The organism is Marinobacterium iners, from assembly GCF_017310015.1.
Lineage (GTDB): Bacteria > Pseudomonadota > Gammaproteobacteria > Pseudomonadales > Balneatricaceae > Marinobacterium > Marinobacterium iners.
In genome coordinates, this window is sequence record NZ_CP022297.1 from 3,168,806 (window position 1) to 3,183,784 (window position 14,979).

Here is a 14,979-nt window from a genome sequence, read left to right on the forward strand (position 1 = left end):
TCGGCCTGCAGGAATCAACAATGCGAGTTTTTATTATTGATGACGACCCGTTTATCCGTCACCTGATGAGCCACCAATCGTGTGAGGTGCATGAGTTCGATGGCGGCGTTGGCGCCATGCCACCTGTTGAGGAGCCAGAGCATGACCACACACAATAATCCCGTCATTTTGGTGGCATCTGATAACAAGAGCACCAGCGAGATTGTACAGACCCAACTGGCGGAATTTGACCGGCTGATCATCCCCGAGGATATGGAAGGCGTTTTGCACGCCTACCGCCAGCATAACCCGGATGTAATCATTCTGGGCTATGACCAGCTGGACAAGTGTGAGCAGGTGTATGACCGGCTGTACCCAAAGGACAAGGACCAGAATCCGGCCCAAAAGCCACACCGCGTCATTGCCCTGTGCAACAAGCGTGAGGTCAAACACGCCTATGATCTGTGCAACAGCGACCGGTTCACCGACTATATTGTGTTCTGGCCCCTGACCTATGACCCGTTTCGGCTGGCCATGTCGGTACACCAGTCGATGACCGATCTGCGTCACAACTTTAATGCGCAGGAAAACGACCGAGTGCTGGTACGCCAGCAGCAAAATATCGGAAAACTGCAGCAGGTGTTTGAGCAGCACAGCAAGCAGGGACAAGGCTACAGCCAACAAGTGGACACCCAGCTGTCCAGCTTGATTCACCTGCTGTCGGAAACCCTTAACCACTACGATCATCTGGTCAATCGAGTACTGGATCAAGCGGCCACGGGTACAGCCGGCCTGCCTTCACAACAGGCCTTTTCAAGCGTACGCGGTGGTATCGAGCACTCGGTCAGCAGCTTCCGTGAAATCAAGCAGCTGTCGCGTACGTTCATCGACTCGCTGAACCGGATGGAGGATGAGGCCAGCACCATCTTTGTTAACCGCCGCATCCATAACGGCCATGTACTGGTGGTGGATGATGATGACTTCCAGCGTCAGGTGCTCAGCAGCATTCTTACCAGCGAGCACTACAGTCTCAGTTTTGCCACTAGTGGCGAAGCGGCACTGGATCAAATTCAGCACAAGCGCCCGGATCTGATCCTGATGGATATTCTGATGCCGGGCATGGACGGCATCGAAGCCACGCGACAGATCAAGACCGATCCAGTGACAGCAGCGGTCCCGATCATCATTATAAGCGGTCAGAACCAGCGTGAAACCGTACTGGAGTGCATCAGCAAAGGGGCGTCAGACTATATCGTCAAGCCCTACAACAAGGCGACTCTGATCAGCAAAATACAGGATGCGGTGAAGGTGGGATGCCAGAAAATTGTTCAGGGTGATCAACATGCAAAAACCTGAAGCCAACACAGCAGCAAGCAATTCGATCGACCTGACACACGTTCAGAGTGAGTTTCTCTCCGGTGTCAGCCACCAGTTGCGCACGCCCATCAATGCCATACTGGGGCTGACTCACCTGGCGCTTGCTCAGGCTGACTCCGAACAGCAACGCCAGTATCTGGTCAACATCCAGAGCACCAGCCGACAGCTGATGCACAGCGTCAACAACCTGCTCGATCTGTCACGGCTGGAACAGGGTACACTGGAACTGGTCCCCGCCAACTTCCAGCTCAAATCCCTGCTTGACGACGTGACTCAAGACGTGATCACACGTCTGGGCAAGCGTGCCGTGGAGTTCACGCTCACCACAGATGAGCGAATCCCGGCCACACTTAACGGCGACGCCTCGCGCCTAAAGCAGTTGATTAACTGTTTCATCGACAATGCCATCAAATTCACCCAGCAGGGTGAGATCCGTCTGCAGGTGAGAATGGCCGCACGTAACCGCAAAAGTATTCGTCTACATTTTATTCTTGAGGATACCGGCAGCGGACTGCCACCGGGGCTGGGCATGGCACTGTTTCGCAACAGTGAGAAAACACTCGAGGCCGGCAGCAGCGAAAATCAAAAAAAGGGTATTGGCCTGCGCATTGCACGGCTGCTTGCTCAGCTGATGAACGGTGATGCCGGTATAATCACACCACAATCACCGGGTGCGGCTTTCTGGTTTACAGTACAGCTCAGGCCCGCCCAAACAGCCGAACATTCCTGCACTGAACATTGGTCCGGGCAAAAAAACCTATCAGTCCGTGACGACAGTGGCCATCAGGCCAGCATTGCCGAGGTCCTCCCCCCGCGTCGGCGTCCTCTGCCCGGTGCCGGCACCAGCATTGAGCTACTGATGGCAGATCTGCAGCAACGACTGCTGCTTGAGGATTTCAGCTGCCTGGAACTGGCCCGGCGCCATGCGGCTGCGCTGGAAAATTACTTGGGGACTGATGCCATCCGTTTACGCAGTGCTCTGCATGACTTTGACTTTACTCGAGCGCGATTAATTCTGGATGATCACCGCGATGCTTGATCAGATTGGTAACCTCGCATCAAATCAAGCTCATACCCAAGCACAGCGCCCTTCGGTCACAATGGCAAACAGTTGATTCTGCGTTCCAATACCCAACTTTTCATAGAGGTTCTTGCGGTGTGAGAGCACGGTATTTACGCTCACACCCAAATCCAGTCCAATGGCTTCCGAGCTATAGCCCAACACTATTCTGCAGGCCACATCCATCTCTCTCTGGGTTAAGCGATCACCGCAGCTGCGCGACAGCCGTGCTCTAACCCACGGCAGATCAAATCTGACCTGGGCCTCCGTCGAAAGACTGATATGACGCTCCAGTGTGGCGGCTATCAGTGCCGTGTTGTCCTGTAGAGCTCCCATCAGTAGACCTTTACGCTGGCGCGATTTGAGCCGGTACAGGTTCAGGCAATAAGCTTGCTCGCGGCCATGGCCTATAAACGCCAGTTTTTCACGGATGCCACAGCGCTCAATCAGGGTACGACGATACTCCGGGTCACTCAACTCTTCCGGGCGTAGCGTGAGAAGTTGTGTTGAGGGTTCATGTGCACCGGCATCCAGTAAGGCCCGGTTCGGGTCGCGCTCGTAATAGACCTCGTCGTACAGGCGGCGGCATTCCTGTGCCAGTGGCTGATCGATGGCTCCAGATGAAAACAGCGTTATGGGCGCTGTACGGCTGGCATCATAACTGATCAGAACACAATGGTCGGCACCGGTCAGTTCATGCATGCACTGCATCAGGCGGTGTTCAAACCCCTGACGGCCAATCTCACCCACAAGGCTAGCCAGGCTGTGTTGTACGGTTGTCGGGTTCATTGTCAGACCTCCAGGGCCCTGTTCTTGTTATGCATGGTATCTCTGGCGGACACCTTGATCCGAGTATTACATGCAGTTGCCACAATTTCGAGTACAGCTCACAAGATCCTGTGAGTGCCGGGCCCTCCCCGCCCGAGTAGCCTGAAACCACGTTTAAACAAGAATAAAAACTCGGAGGGATGCCTTATGGCTCTTACCAAAGTACAGCGAGCAGCTCAGGCCGCTGGCAAGACACTGGCCAATCGACAAACCCCGTTCATCTTCAACGAGTGGTATGTGGCCGCCCTTGGTCATGAGATTGGGCGGGAACTTAAGGCTCGCACCATTCTGGGTCGTCAGCTGGTTTTGTACCGTCAGGAAAACGGCGAGCCCGTGGCGCTGGATAACCGTTGCGGCCATCGCTCCTTCCCTCTATCACGCAGCAGTCTTGAAGGTGACACCATTGTCTGTGGATATCATGGTCTGCGCTATGATGCCAGCGGCAGCTGTGTCGAGGTGCCATCACAGTGCAACTGCGCCGGCATATCGATCCGCAGCTATCCACTTGTCGAGCAAGGGCCCGTTGTCTGGATCTGGATGGGTGAGCCTGATCAAGCTGATCCGAAACAGATTCCCGCCATGCCGATGCTGGACCAGGGTTGGATCACCTCCTGCGACTACATGCCTCTTAAGGCCAGCTACGTGTACCTGCATGAAAACCTGCTTGATCTGACCCATCTGAGCTTCCTGCATGCCAATACCTTCGGTACACCCGACTATGCCGCCGCCGAGTTTGATACCGAAATCAGCGAAGATCGTTTTATCCTCAAGCGCTACGTGGTACCCACACGGTTGCCACCGGTTTGGGCCAAGCCCACCGGCCTTGAAGGACGGGATGCGGCACGGATCACCACGTCAGATTTCGTGTCACCGGCACTGCATATCGTGCATGCTCAGTTTTATGACATCGCCCTGCCTGAGTCTGAGCGACCCGATACCCGTATCAAGACGGCCCATATTCCCACGCCCGAGACCGCGACTTCTACCCATTACTTCGTTGTTCATGGGCGCAATTTTGCCCCCGAGGACGACAGCATCACCGACTTCATGCACCAACAACTAATGGCTGCCTTCCATGAAGACATTGTGGGACTGGAAGCGATGGAAGAGCTGCTCAGCAATATGTCACCTGAAGATGAGTTCTTTGAAATTTCAGTAAAGTCCGATATTGCCAGCGTAGCCATGCGTCGTTACCTCAAGCGCCGTGCCGAGGCTGAACGCAGTCAGCACTCCGCACCAGGGGCAGTTCAGTCACAGCCTGCCATCAATACAGCAGTAGAGGTGTAAACATGAGCATCCAAATCCATGTGACCGATGCCAACGGCCATCAGCAGCGGTTGCAGGCCGATCCCGGCAGCAGCCTGATGGAACTGCTGCGGGATCAATCCTCAGGCGTTGAAGGCATCTGTGGCGGCTGCTGTGCCTGCGGCACCTGTCACATCGTACTGGAGAGCGACTGGCAACCCTTGCTGGGTACAGCCCAACCGGAAGAAGAGGCACTGCTGGACGCACTGGATGAGCGTACATCAGGCTCACGCCTGAGCTGCCAACTGCGCCTGAGCCAAGAGATGGATGGTCTTAGCCTGCGCATTGTGCCGGCTGAATGTTGAGCCTTAACTTTCGGGAGAGTCGGTATGCAACATCTGGTTATTGTGGGCGGTGGGCATCTGGCTGCCGCCTTGATTACGGGGCTGTACAGGCAGGGTTTTGACGGTCGAGTGACACTGCTCAGCGCAGAAGACTCGCTGCCCTGCAACCGCCCGGTCCTGTCCAAGGAGTACCTCAAGGGTGAACTGACAGAGGAGGGACTGGCACTGGTTGCACAACACGTCTGGGACGACCCGCGCTTCACCTGTCAACTCAATACCCGAGTCAGTGAAATTGATCGACAGCAGAAAACCGTGGTGGCCAACGGCCACCTCATACCGTACGACCAACTGGTTCTGGCTACAGGGACAACGCCGCGTCGGCTGGATATCCCCGGTCATGAGCTGACAGGTATTCATTACCTCAAGACCCTGTCTGACGCCAGACAGTTGCGCGGCGCACTGCAGCCCGGCAAACGTCTAGCCGTGATCGGTGGCGGTTTTATCGGACTGGAGATAGCAGCTGCTGCACGTCAAAGCAGCATGGACGTGACGGTTCTGGAAGCCGGCGAACGGATTCTTGGACGCGTGGTAGCTCCTGAGGTGTCCGACTGTTTCATGCAGCTGCATCAGAATCATGGCGTTGATATCCGCACGGGTGTCGGTGTGGAGAACTTTATGGGCCAGCAAGCGATTGAGGCGGTACGTCTGACAAATGGGGAAGTGTTGGCCGCGGATCAGGTTGTGGTGGGGATCGGGGTAGTCCCGGAGGTTTCACTTGCACAGCAGGCAGGCCTTGAATGTGACAACGGCATTGTGATCGATCAATGCTGTCGCACCTCTGACCCCGCCATCCTTGCTGGCGGTGACTGTGCTGTTCAGTTCAGCCCCCTTTACAACCGTAACCTGCGGTTGGAGTCGGTTCAAAACACCAGCGCCCACGCTCAGACCATCCTGGCACAGCTGACCGGGCAACCAATACCCGAGCCAGCTGTTCCCTGGTTCTGGTCAACGCAGTACGAAGCACGCCTGCAAATTGCAGGTCTGAATCCGGATTACGACCAGCTGATCGCGCGTGGTCAAGATACTCAGGCGCGCAGCTGGCTTTATCTCAAACAGGGCCGACTGGTTGCATGCGATGCAATCAATCGACCGGCGGACTTTTTGCAAGCCAAGAAAATGATCATGACGGAAACCCAAATCGACATCCCAAAAGCGGAGGATATCAACATTCCATTGAGCCAATGTATCGCCTGATTCCAGCAATTTCATCACGAGATAACAATAAAAAGGATGCACCTATGCTGACATTCAAACGCACCAAGATTGCACTGCTTGCCTGTTCCATCTGCCTGCCGGTCATGGCAGAACCGGTCACACTTCACTTTGCAACCGCGGGTCCTCCTGGCCATGTTCAGAACAGTGTAGTTCTGCCGACATGGGCGAGTTGGGTGGAGGAGGCAACGGAAGGCCGGGTCAAAGTAAAGCTAGAGTATAATCTGGGAGATCAAAGTACCTATTTTTCAATGGTGGAAGATGGTGTGGCGGACGCCGCATGGAGTTTTCACGGCTATGTTCCCGGTCGATTCCAACTATCAGAAATGGTTGAGCTGCCCGGCCTGGGTGTCAACGCTGAACTGGCGTCACAAGCCTATTGGGAGACCTATAACCGCTATTTTTCAGACTCACCTGAACACCAGGGGCTTGTCCTGATGGGACTGTTTACTCATGGCCCGGGCCAGATCCACAGCCGCAAGCCGATCAACTCCATGAGTGATCTCAAAGGTGCCAAAATCCGTCTTGGCGGTGGTGTTCAACAGGAGTTGGGCAAGCGTCTGGGGATCACGCCAGTTGCGGCACCTGGCCCCAAGGTGTACGAGATGATGCAACAGGGCATCGTGGACGGTGTATTCATGCCGGCAGCCAGTCAACGTGATTTTCGCTTGGCCGAAGTATCGTCCCACCTGACACTGCTGCCCGGAGGACTTTATCTGGGCAGCTTTGCAATCATTGCCAATGAAGATTTCATGGATAGCCTGAGCCCTGAAGATCGTGAAGCAATCATGTCAGTATCCGGGGCACGCCTGTCAGCCATGGCCGGTAAGGCCTGGGATCAGTCTGACCGAGAAGGTATTGAAATGGCAAAGAAAGAAGGTGTGAATATACATTTTGTCGATGCCAACGATCCACTAATGAAGGAGATTCAGCAAGCGACATCAGGTATGGACCAGGCTTGGAGCAAAAAGGTCGAGCGTGATCATCCGGACGCGGCAGAAGCATTAGAACATTTGCGTCACCTGGCATTGGAGCTTAAACAAAAAATGCAGGGTACTGCCACCAGCAATTAAACACCTCAGCCCCCTCCTGATTGCACGGGAGGGGGCTTTCGTGAAAGGTTGTTTGAATCGAAGCTTAGTCACGCAAGCCCGGTTTGACCAAAGCCCAAGACCCGCACCGCGCCCGCTCTAGACAACATCCTTTCCCGCATCAACAACACAATTGCGTCCCTTGCGCTTGGCTTCGTAAACCGCTCGGTCTGCCATGCGCAGCCACTGTTCAGAGCGCTGCCCTATTTCGGGCACCAGTCGGCAATAACCGATGCTGACACTCACACGAACTTCCTGACCATCAGAGGTTGGCACTCGCAGTTGCTCAATTCCGCGCCTGAGTGTTTCCAGCCGCTCAGCGGCATCAGCAGGCGAATTGGCCACTGCAAAAATAACGAACTCTTCCCCGCCAAAGCGAATCAGATAATCGGTTTCGCGCCGGAAGTGTTCACGCATGGTACGGCTAATTGCACGCAGGCACTCATCTCCCACAGCATGTCCAAACCGGTCATTGACCTGTTTGAAGTGATCGGCATCCACCATGGCCACCATAAACGACAAGCCATTGCGCTGACATACCTGGTAACAGGCTTCATAGTGTTGCTCAAAACTGGTTCGATTTCCGAGGCCGGTCAGCTCATCCGTTGTACTTGTAACAGCAAGTCGTTCGTTGGCAGCTGCCAACTCCCGGTTGAGGGCACCCAGCTTGCGATTCCAGTAAAACAGCATAAACAGAACAATGGCTGTTACCGACAGAATCTGCCACAACAGGGAGTAGTCCACCCTCTGCTGGAGCCTGACGGTACGCCACTCACTGTCCATTCGATGCAGGTCTTCACTGCTCAGGCTTGATACCAGCTTTTGCATCAGCGTACCCAGATGTTGATCAGCCGCCGAGGTCGCCAGGGCTAGCTCAAGATCCATGGGGACACGGCCAATAACACGAATATCAGCCAGCCCAAGGTCCTGCAGCTTCTGACTGGCCGTTGCCAAGGTGCTGATGTAACCATACCACTCCCCACGCTGCAGCCCTTGCACCCCTTCCGTTTCATTGTCTACTTCTATCAGGTTCAGACCCGGGTAGCTTCGACGCAACTCTGACAACAATGGTGAATCGCGCACAATTGCGATCGGGTGCTGGTCAATATCACTCAGACTGCCGATAAAGGGGGCCTCAATGCGACCAAGTACAATGCTTGGCAATGTGTAAAATGCAGAAGTGAGGGCAAGCCCTTCAGACTGCCCCTCTGATCGTCCAATAAGCGGCACCAGATCACATTGCCCCTGCTTCAACGCCGCGAGGGAATCCCTCCAACTCCGGGTCGGACGCAAATTAAAGGTCACCCCTGAGCGGTGGCTAAAGATATCCAACAGTGTGGCTGAAAGCCCCTGGTGCTGACCTTTGCTATCCAGCCCCTCAAGCGGCATCCAGTCAGGATGAATGCAGTAGCTGAGACCGTTGCTGCGTGTTTCAAGAAAATCCTGTTCTGCAGCACTTAGCCCCGTAAACGCCGAGTTGGTCTCAAGCTGTGCACCCAACCAGCGGTTCTCGATAGTTCGCATTTCCGTTGGCGTAATGGCGGCAAGGGCCGCATCGATGATCGGAACCAGTGGCTCAAGCTCGGGACGCAAGCCGAAGCGCAGATCCTCGCCACTCACATCGGGCAGGCTCAGCTCACCGGCGATGCGGACATCTGTAAGGCCCAATTCACGTACCCAATGATTGCCGTTTGGAAGGGCAGCCAGTACCAGATCCACCGTGCCGGAGGCCAAAGCCCGGAACATGGAGGCCTGATTGTCAAAGCTAATGACCCCTTCAGACGCCAGATCACGTACCTTGCGTTCGTAGAAGATGCCGGTACTGATGGCGACTTTCTGACCACGGAAATCATCGGGCGAGTTCAGGCGGAAGCCAGGCTTGCGGGTAAAAACCACGATAGGCACGTGGTGGTAAGGTTGTGTGAAACGCGTGAAGCTTCTGCGTTCTTTCAGATCGGAGATATTCGCGATGACATCTATTTCACCTTGTTGAAACAATTCAATCAAGACGCTCCATTGATCAACCACAGGTGTTGCCTGCAAGCCGGTCAAATCCATCACGCGTGTCAGGATGTCCACCGAGAGTCCCTGTACGCGCCCACCATCCTCAAAACTCAGTGGCGCGTAATCGCTCATAAGCCCCACTCTCAGAGGGGCCTGTTGACGCACTGTCAGCTGCTGGGCCGGCGTAAGCTTCAAGGCCTTGTTATCCAAAGCCTTGCCGCCGAACTCCTGCCAGCGTTCGCGCAAGGCTTCAATCCAGTGCGGGTCGATGGCCGCCAGTCCTTCATCAAGCCTCTGGTACAGCTGGGGCTGATCCAGGTGAACGGCAATTCTGAAATCTTCCGTTTCCTGCCCACCCAAGGGTGCTGCAGCCAAGGGCTCGATATTCACAAACCCCTGCTGGCGAGCCATGTAGCGCAATGTCACTTCCGGGCCGATAATCGCATCAACCCAGCCAAAGGCCAATGCACGTACCAGATCCGGCTGCAAGCCATATTCCACAACCTCAAGACCGGACTCTTTCAAGATGCCTGCGTAATAAATATCAGTCAGAGTGCCAATCCGATATCCCTTCAGGTCGGACAGCGCCTCGATGGTGGGCAGCGGTCGATTTTCATCATGCATGATAACGGTATGGCGCAGATGGTAAGGCCGAGTGAACAACATTTTGTCAGCTCGGTCTTCGCGCCATGAAATCTCATCTACCGCATCCAGCTCACCACGCAAAAAAGCGCCATAGATTTCCGACCAACTCCCGACGCGATACTCAAACTCAACACCACGGGTGCGACTCAATTCTTCGAGGATATCAATGGAGAAACCACGCAGGCCGCCGGGCCCAAGGCTTGAATAGGGTGCATTGTCAGCAACAATGCCGATGCTGACCGGAGAGTGCTCAGGCTCCGCCCTGACCTGGATCGTCAACAGGCACAGAGCCATTGTTATGAGCACAGCAAAATGAAGTTGAAAGGGCTTCATAAAATCCATTATTGATGCCACAGCCTCTTATTCACACCAGGCAACCTGTGGTTATGGAGCCGTTAGCGGATAAAACAGCCACTATGATGTGAACAGCACAACAAAATTAGACATGCAAAGGCATATGCCAATCACGCTCTGAACATGATAACGGCTTTGGCAGGAAAAACGATGGCTTGGATCAGAAAGGAATCCGGAAATGGTGGGTCGTATAGGACTTGAACCTATGACCAATTGGTTAAAAGCCAACTGCTCTACCAACTGAGCTAACGACCCTCCGGCAGCGAAGAGTGGTGGGTCGTATAGGACTTGAACCTATGACCAATTGGTTAAAAGCCAACTGCTCTACCAACTGAGCTAACGACCCGCTCTTTGCAGTGACCATGCCAGACAGGCAAGGTCATAATGATTTGGCTCCTCGAGCTGGACTCGAACCAGCGACCAATAGATTAACAGTCTACTGCTCTACCAACTGAGCTATCGAGGAACTGTCCAAATCATCATCCTTAATGGCGGAGGGACAGGGATTCGAACCCTGGGGGCCTCTCGACCCGTCGGTTTTCAAGACCGGTGCTTTCGACCACTCAGCCATCCCTCCAAAGGATGGGCGCAGATTTTACAGTCCTGCGCCGAAGTGTCAAGCGCGAAGGCCAAATTATTTTGCAAGTTACCGAATTCACTGCCTTTTTACGGCTGTATCGCCCAGATCTTCAAGCCTTCGCGGTGGAGCAAACAGATAGCCCTGCAGTTCATCGCAGGCCTGCTGCCCAAGGAATTCCACCTGTTCGGCTGTTTCAACTCCTTCGGCCACCACCTTCAACCCCAACGAGTGGGCCAGCAGGATGATGGTTTGCACAATAATCCTGTCATCAGCATCGGTACCAATATCACGTACGAAAGAGCGATCAATCTTGAGGTAGTCAATCGGCAAGCGCTTGAGGTACTCCAGTGATGAGTAACCGGTACCAAAGTCATCAATCGCCACTTCAACACCGAGTGCCTGCACCTCGGAGAGCTGCGCCACAGTGGTGTTGAAGCTTTCCACCAGTGCGCTCTCCGTTACTTCGATACAGAACTGCTCTGGCCCAAGGTGGTACTCTTCCAAAACCTCACGCAGTGCATCCACCCAGCTGCCACTCTGGAACTGGCGTGGCGACAGGTTGATAGCGACCTGAAGGCCGTTCAGCGGCGTTTGTTGCAGGTCTCGCCCCACCTGATGCAACAGCCAGACCGTCATCGACTCCAGCGCCTGGCTGGCTTCGCAATGGGAATGAACTCGGCCGGCGATACCAGCCCCAACTCATGGCTGTGCCAGCGCATCAATGCCTCGTAGCCGCAGACTGCGCCGCCAGGCAGTACCTTGGGCTGATAGACCAGATACAGCTCGTCACGCTCAAGCGCTTCGTTCAACCCAGTTTTGATGCGCATATTGCGCTGGTTACGAGCATTGATTTGCGGATCGAAGAACGCGTAGCGCCCTCGCCCCTGCTCTTTGGCAAAATACATGGCGGCATCGGCATGGCCGACCAGAGTGTCCTGATCCTCGCCATCACGCGGATAACTGACGATGCCGATACTGGAGCCGATGCGCACATCATGCCTTTCGACTCTGAACGGGGTTTTCAGCTGCTCAATCAGCTTGTCGGCGACCGCGGCCAGGCTGTCATCCCCTTCCGGCTGCGGCAGCAGTACGGTGAACTCGTCCCCTCCCAGACGGAAGGCACTGTCCGACTCACGCAGACAGCCCTTGAGCCGCTCGGCCACCTGACACAACAGCTGGTCGCCCACGGCATGACCATGGGTATCGTTGACTTCCTTGAACAGGTCCAGATCAATAAACAAAAGACCAAAGGTTTCACCGTAGCGCTTGCCCCGGCGCAGCGCCTCTGTCACTCGGCGCATGAATTCGGTGCGGTTGTACAGACCGGTCAGGGTATCGTGATAGGCGAGCTGGTGCAGATTGCGCTCAGCGTTTTTCTCTTCGGTAATATCTTGGAAAATGCCAAAATAGCCATCCAGCTCTCCCTTGCGGTTGAGGATGGTACTGATCGACAGACGCACCGGATAGACCGTTTTGTCGGCACGCCGGTTCCACAATTCACCGTTCCACTTGCCATTGCGCTGGATGTCCTGCCACATGCGGACGTAGAACGCCGCGTCCTGATGTTCCGATTTCTGAATTGAAGGGCACTGCCCCAGCAACTCATCACGCTTATAGCCGGTCATCTCCAGCAGCGACTGGTTTACGTCCACTATGCGATTGTCGGCATCGGTGATCATGATGCCTTCGGCCGTGTGTTCGAAGATGCGCTGGGCGATACGCGCCAGATTCTCGTTCCTCTCCTGCTCCGTCACATCGGTGGCAACGGTGCACAGGGCGTAGGGGACACCGTCCTCGGCCACCAGCGGAAACTTGACCATGAACCAGTTGTGCATCTCACCGTTTACCGGGAAACTCGCCTGGAACTGCATCGCCTTGCCTGTTTGCACCACCTCGCGATCACGCTTTGCAATTTCGCCGGCCCAGGGCTCGGGAACCAGATCGAACACGGTAGTGCCGGTTTCATCAGGCTTGCCCAGGGTCTCGATAAATCGCTCGTTGACCATGCGATAGAACCCCTTGGGGTCCTTGATGTACACCATGGAGGGAATAAAGCGCAGGATATTTTCCATCTGCCGATTGGCCTGCAGCAGTTGCCCCCGGCTTTGCTCAAGCCGTGCCGCCATTTTGTCGATGGCCTGCCCGATCAGGCTCAACTCATCACGCCCCTTGAGGCCCGTACGCTGCCCCAGCTCGTCAGCGGCCAACGCAGCCGCCGTATTGGTAATCAGCAACAAACGCCGACTCACCGCCCGTTCAATCAGCACCCAGGCAAGTCCCGCCAACAGCACGACTGCCAGTGCCACCCACACGAACAGACGATCCAGCCGATGCAACAGGGGCGCCATGGAACGCTCAAGATCCAGCTCAACCAGCACCAGGCCCCAGTTGTCCTGCAGGGAAGATTGCTCATCAAAGTAGATATAGGGCATCAAGCCATAGAGGGTATTTTCCCCCACACTCTGGTGTTGATATACAGGCTGTCGAGAGCTGATCGCCTGAGCAATCAGCTCCGGATCAAAATGCAGGTGGAGGCTGCTCAGGGGGTTTCCCACCTGAGCAATACGACTGGATGCAATTACTTGGCCCTGAGGGTCGGTCACCAGCAGGTATTTGACTTCACGATGGGCGCTGCTGGCGGCCACTTCACGTTTGACACCTTCCAGATCACCTCTACCGAGCATGTATTCGGTCGTCCCCTGCAGCCTATTCAGCGTATAACGCAGGCCGTCTTCCATGTTCTGATGCAGAAGCTGGCCCAGATAGGGTTTGATCAGACCGAAGGCCAGTACCAGCATCAGAAGTGCAAACAGCACGATGGTAACCGGAATGATACGCCGCAGCGGCAACTCAGTGATCAGTTTCATAGCTCGGATAATCCGCGTAGACCAGCCCTGACAGGTCAGGCAACTGTTGCATCAGTCCCTGCTCAAGCATCAGCCTTGCCAGCGCTTCTGCCTGCTTTTGCAGCTCAGAAGGCTTGCCGCTCATCAGGACTGAGGAGCGTTTCGGGCCCGGCTGTTCCAGTTGTTGCAGGCTTCTGAGTACTTCAGCGGCCGAACCGCCAATACGGGCCGTCATCACCTCGGCCGCCGCCTCTGGCGACTGGTGCAGATATTCCAGCGCCCGATGCCAGGCATCTATAAGATGATGGATCTGCCTGCGGTGGGATTTCAGCAGTGACTCACGCACTACCAGCAAATCCACCACTTCTCCTGGAATCATTGAAGAGTCAAACAGTATGACCGCCCCCTGCGCCAACAACTGTTGACGAACGGGTTCAAACGTCACCACCGCATCCACCTGGCCTTTGAGCCAAGCTTCATGGTGTTCGTTAACTTCAAGATGAACAATCTCTACATCCGTGGCGCTCATCCCATGCAATGCAAGCGCACGTGACAGCATGTAGGCACCCAGTGCCGTCGCCTCTACCCCGACACGCTTGCCACTCAGATCTTGTATCTGCTTAAAACCTGGACGCGCCAGAATGACGTCAGCCCCGTTGGATATGTCCGCCACCTGCACAATCACCGGCTTCAGGCCAGCTTCACGTAGACTGATCACTTCATCCAGTGTCAGCGCTGCCGCGTCAATGGCACCGTTGCGGTAGGCACGCATGACCTCACTGGCCGACAAGAGCTCAACCAACGCGACGCTATCTCCCGACAGATAGCCCTGTTCGCGTGCAAGATAAAGCGGCTCATAACCGGGCCAGAGGTTTGTACCCAGTTTGACGGGGGATGGAGGGGGTGACAGACAGCCTGCTGTCACCAGAAAGGGGATCAGCAGCAGGCACAGTGTTTGCAGTCGTCTCTTAAGCCGCATCCCGGCAACTCTCCATGACTAAATATGACGACAGTTTACCGCAACCGGGTAGCCAAGTCCTCGCTGCCGGAACCAAAACGGGATGCTCGATACCAAAGTTCCATACCCTGTGAATTACTCTAGAGACCCGAGTCGAATTGCCTTCATGCATACATGTTATGCACTAAAGTATTCACAATCCACAAGCCTTTTCGATGCGGTTGATAACCTGATCCGTTTTGCTCACATATTCTGTGCAAAACCTCATGGATAAGTTCGGGAAAGTGTGCAAAACAAAACAATAACTATCTGTAAATAAAAGATATTTCAAAAGCGTACAATTCTTGATCGAGATAGGGATGGTTTTCCTCAGGCCTGTTTTGTCAACCCCAATCC

At 54.8% G+C, this 14,979-nt stretch carries 10 protein-coding genes, 4 tRNA genes and 1 pseudogene; 7 read left to right on the plus strand and 8 right to left on the minus strand.

Annotation, left to right across the window (positions count from 1 at the left end; all coding sequences use genetic code 11):
* Positions 1-20 precede the first annotated feature (20 nt).
* From CFI10_RS15255 to CFI10_RS15265, 3 genes are read left to right on the plus strand one after another with little or no spacing between them, the layout of a single operon-like run.
* The gene (locus CFI10_RS15255; RefSeq protein WP_206835960.1) at positions 21-158 is read left to right on the plus strand and encodes a hypothetical protein; all 138 of its coding nucleotides are present in this window, start codon (positions 21-23) and stop codon (positions 156-158) included.
* Positions 142-1,335 (plus strand): response regulator, encoded by a 1,194-nt coding sequence (locus CFI10_RS15260; protein WP_206835964.1) that lies wholly within the window; start codon positions 142-144, stop codon positions 1,333-1,335. Before CFI10_RS15255 ends, CFI10_RS15260 begins: the two co-directional genes overlap by 17 nt.
* Positions 1,322-2,395 carry a sensor histidine kinase gene (locus CFI10_RS15265; protein ID WP_206835967.1) on the plus strand — a complete coding sequence of 358 codons (1,074 nt, stop codon included), beginning with the start codon at positions 1,322-1,324 and terminating at the stop codon, positions 2,393-2,395. Before CFI10_RS15260 ends, CFI10_RS15265 begins: the two co-directional genes overlap by 14 nt.
* Positions 2,396-2,425: 30 nt before the next feature.
* On the opposite strand, the gene CFI10_RS15270 is transcribed toward CFI10_RS15265, so the two are convergent.
* A complete protein-coding gene (locus tag CFI10_RS15270) occupies positions 2,426-3,205 on the minus strand; it encodes a helix-turn-helix transcriptional regulator (protein ID WP_091827297.1) in 780 nt (259 codons plus the stop codon).
* A 186-nt stretch (positions 3,206-3,391) separates the two neighbouring features.
* On the opposite strand from CFI10_RS15270, the gene CFI10_RS15275 reads away from it, so the two are divergent.
* The 4 genes from CFI10_RS15275 to CFI10_RS15290 all read left to right on the plus strand — a co-directional run bounded on the left by CFI10_RS15275 (position 3,392) and on the right by CFI10_RS15290 (position 7,178).
* Positions 3,392-4,531, plus strand: coding sequence for an aromatic ring-hydroxylating dioxygenase subunit alpha (locus tag CFI10_RS15275; RefSeq protein WP_206835970.1), 1,140 nt, complete (start codon positions 3,392-3,394; stop codon positions 4,529-4,531).
* A 2-nt stretch (positions 4,532-4,533) separates the two neighbouring features.
* A complete protein-coding gene (locus CFI10_RS15280) occupies positions 4,534-4,854 on the plus strand; it encodes a 2Fe-2S iron-sulfur cluster-binding protein (RefSeq protein ID WP_206835973.1) in 321 nt (106 codons plus the stop codon).
* Between the two features lie 24 nt (positions 4,855-4,878).
* The gene (locus CFI10_RS15285) at positions 4,879-6,087 is read left to right on the plus strand and encodes an NAD(P)/FAD-dependent oxidoreductase (protein ID WP_206835977.1); all 1,209 of its coding nucleotides are present in this window, start codon (positions 4,879-4,881) and stop codon (positions 6,085-6,087) included.
* 104 nt (positions 6,088-6,191) lie between these two features.
* Positions 6,192-7,178 (plus strand): TRAP transporter substrate-binding protein, encoded by a 987-nt coding sequence (locus tag CFI10_RS15290; RefSeq protein WP_242530201.1) that lies wholly within the window; start codon positions 6,192-6,194, stop codon positions 7,176-7,178.
* A 117-nt stretch (positions 7,179-7,295) separates the two neighbouring features.
* On the opposite strand, the gene CFI10_RS15295 is transcribed toward CFI10_RS15290, so the two are convergent.
* The 7 genes and pseudogenes from CFI10_RS15295 to CFI10_RS15330 all read right to left on the minus strand — a co-directional run bounded on the left by CFI10_RS15295 (position 7,296) and on the right by CFI10_RS15330 (position 14,604).
* Positions 7,296-10,139, minus strand: a complete 2,844-nt coding sequence (locus CFI10_RS15295) for a transporter substrate-binding domain-containing diguanylate cyclase (RefSeq protein ID WP_206835979.1) — start codon at positions 10,137-10,139, stop codon at positions 7,296-7,298.
* A gap of 239 nt (positions 10,140-10,378) precedes the next feature.
* Positions 10,379-10,454, minus strand: a tRNA-Lys gene (locus CFI10_RS15300).
* A 15-nt stretch (positions 10,455-10,469) separates the two neighbouring features.
* A tRNA-Lys gene (locus tag CFI10_RS15305) sits at positions 10,470-10,545 on the minus strand.
* A gap of 44 nt (positions 10,546-10,589) precedes the next feature.
* Positions 10,590-10,665 (minus strand) — tRNA-Asn (locus tag CFI10_RS15310).
* Positions 10,666-10,688: 23 nt separating this feature from the next.
* Positions 10,689-10,776, minus strand: a tRNA-Ser gene (locus CFI10_RS15315).
* Between the two features lie 78 nt (positions 10,777-10,854).
* Positions 10,855-13,646: pseudogene (locus CFI10_RS15325) on the minus strand (bifunctional diguanylate cyclase/phosphodiesterase).
* Positions 13,630-14,604, minus strand: a complete 975-nt coding sequence (locus CFI10_RS15330) for an ABC transporter substrate-binding protein (protein WP_206836031.1) — start codon at positions 14,602-14,604, stop codon at positions 13,630-13,632. Before CFI10_RS15330 ends, CFI10_RS15325 begins: the two are co-directional and overlap by 17 nt.
* Positions 14,605-14,979: the final 375 nt, after the last annotated feature.

Excerpts from the sequence above, each read along its gene's own strand:
- CFI10_RS15255 (WP_206835960.1), top strand. The coding sequence starts at position 21 with ATGCGAGTTTTTATTATTGATGACGACCCGTTTATCCGTCACCTGATG.
- CFI10_RS15260 (WP_206835964.1), top strand. The coding sequence starts at position 142 with ATGACCACACACAATAATCCCGTCATTTTGGTGGCATCTGATAACAAG.
- CFI10_RS15265 (WP_206835967.1), top strand. The coding sequence starts at position 1,322 with ATGCAAAAACCTGAAGCCAACACAGCAGCAAGCAATTCGATCGACCTG.
- CFI10_RS15270 (WP_091827297.1), bottom strand. The coding sequence starts at position 3,205 with ATGAACCCGACAACCGTACAACACAGCCTGGCTAGCCTTGTGGGTGAG.
- CFI10_RS15275 (WP_206835970.1), top strand. The coding sequence starts at position 3,392 with ATGGCTCTTACCAAAGTACAGCGAGCAGCTCAGGCCGCTGGCAAGACA.
- CFI10_RS15280 (WP_206835973.1), top strand. The coding sequence starts at position 4,534 with ATGAGCATCCAAATCCATGTGACCGATGCCAACGGCCATCAGCAGCGG.
- CFI10_RS15285 (WP_206835977.1), top strand. The coding sequence starts at position 4,879 with ATGCAACATCTGGTTATTGTGGGCGGTGGGCATCTGGCTGCCGCCTTG.
- CFI10_RS15290 (WP_242530201.1), top strand. The coding sequence starts at position 6,192 with ATGGCAGAACCGGTCACACTTCACTTTGCAACCGCGGGTCCTCCTGGC.
- CFI10_RS15295 (WP_206835979.1), bottom strand. The coding sequence starts at position 10,139 with ATGGCTCTGTGCCTGTTGACGATCCAGGTCAGGGCGGAGCCTGAGCAC.
- CFI10_RS15330 (WP_206836031.1), bottom strand. The coding sequence starts at position 14,604 with ATGCGGCTTAAGAGACGACTGCAAACACTGTGCCTGCTGCTGATCCCC.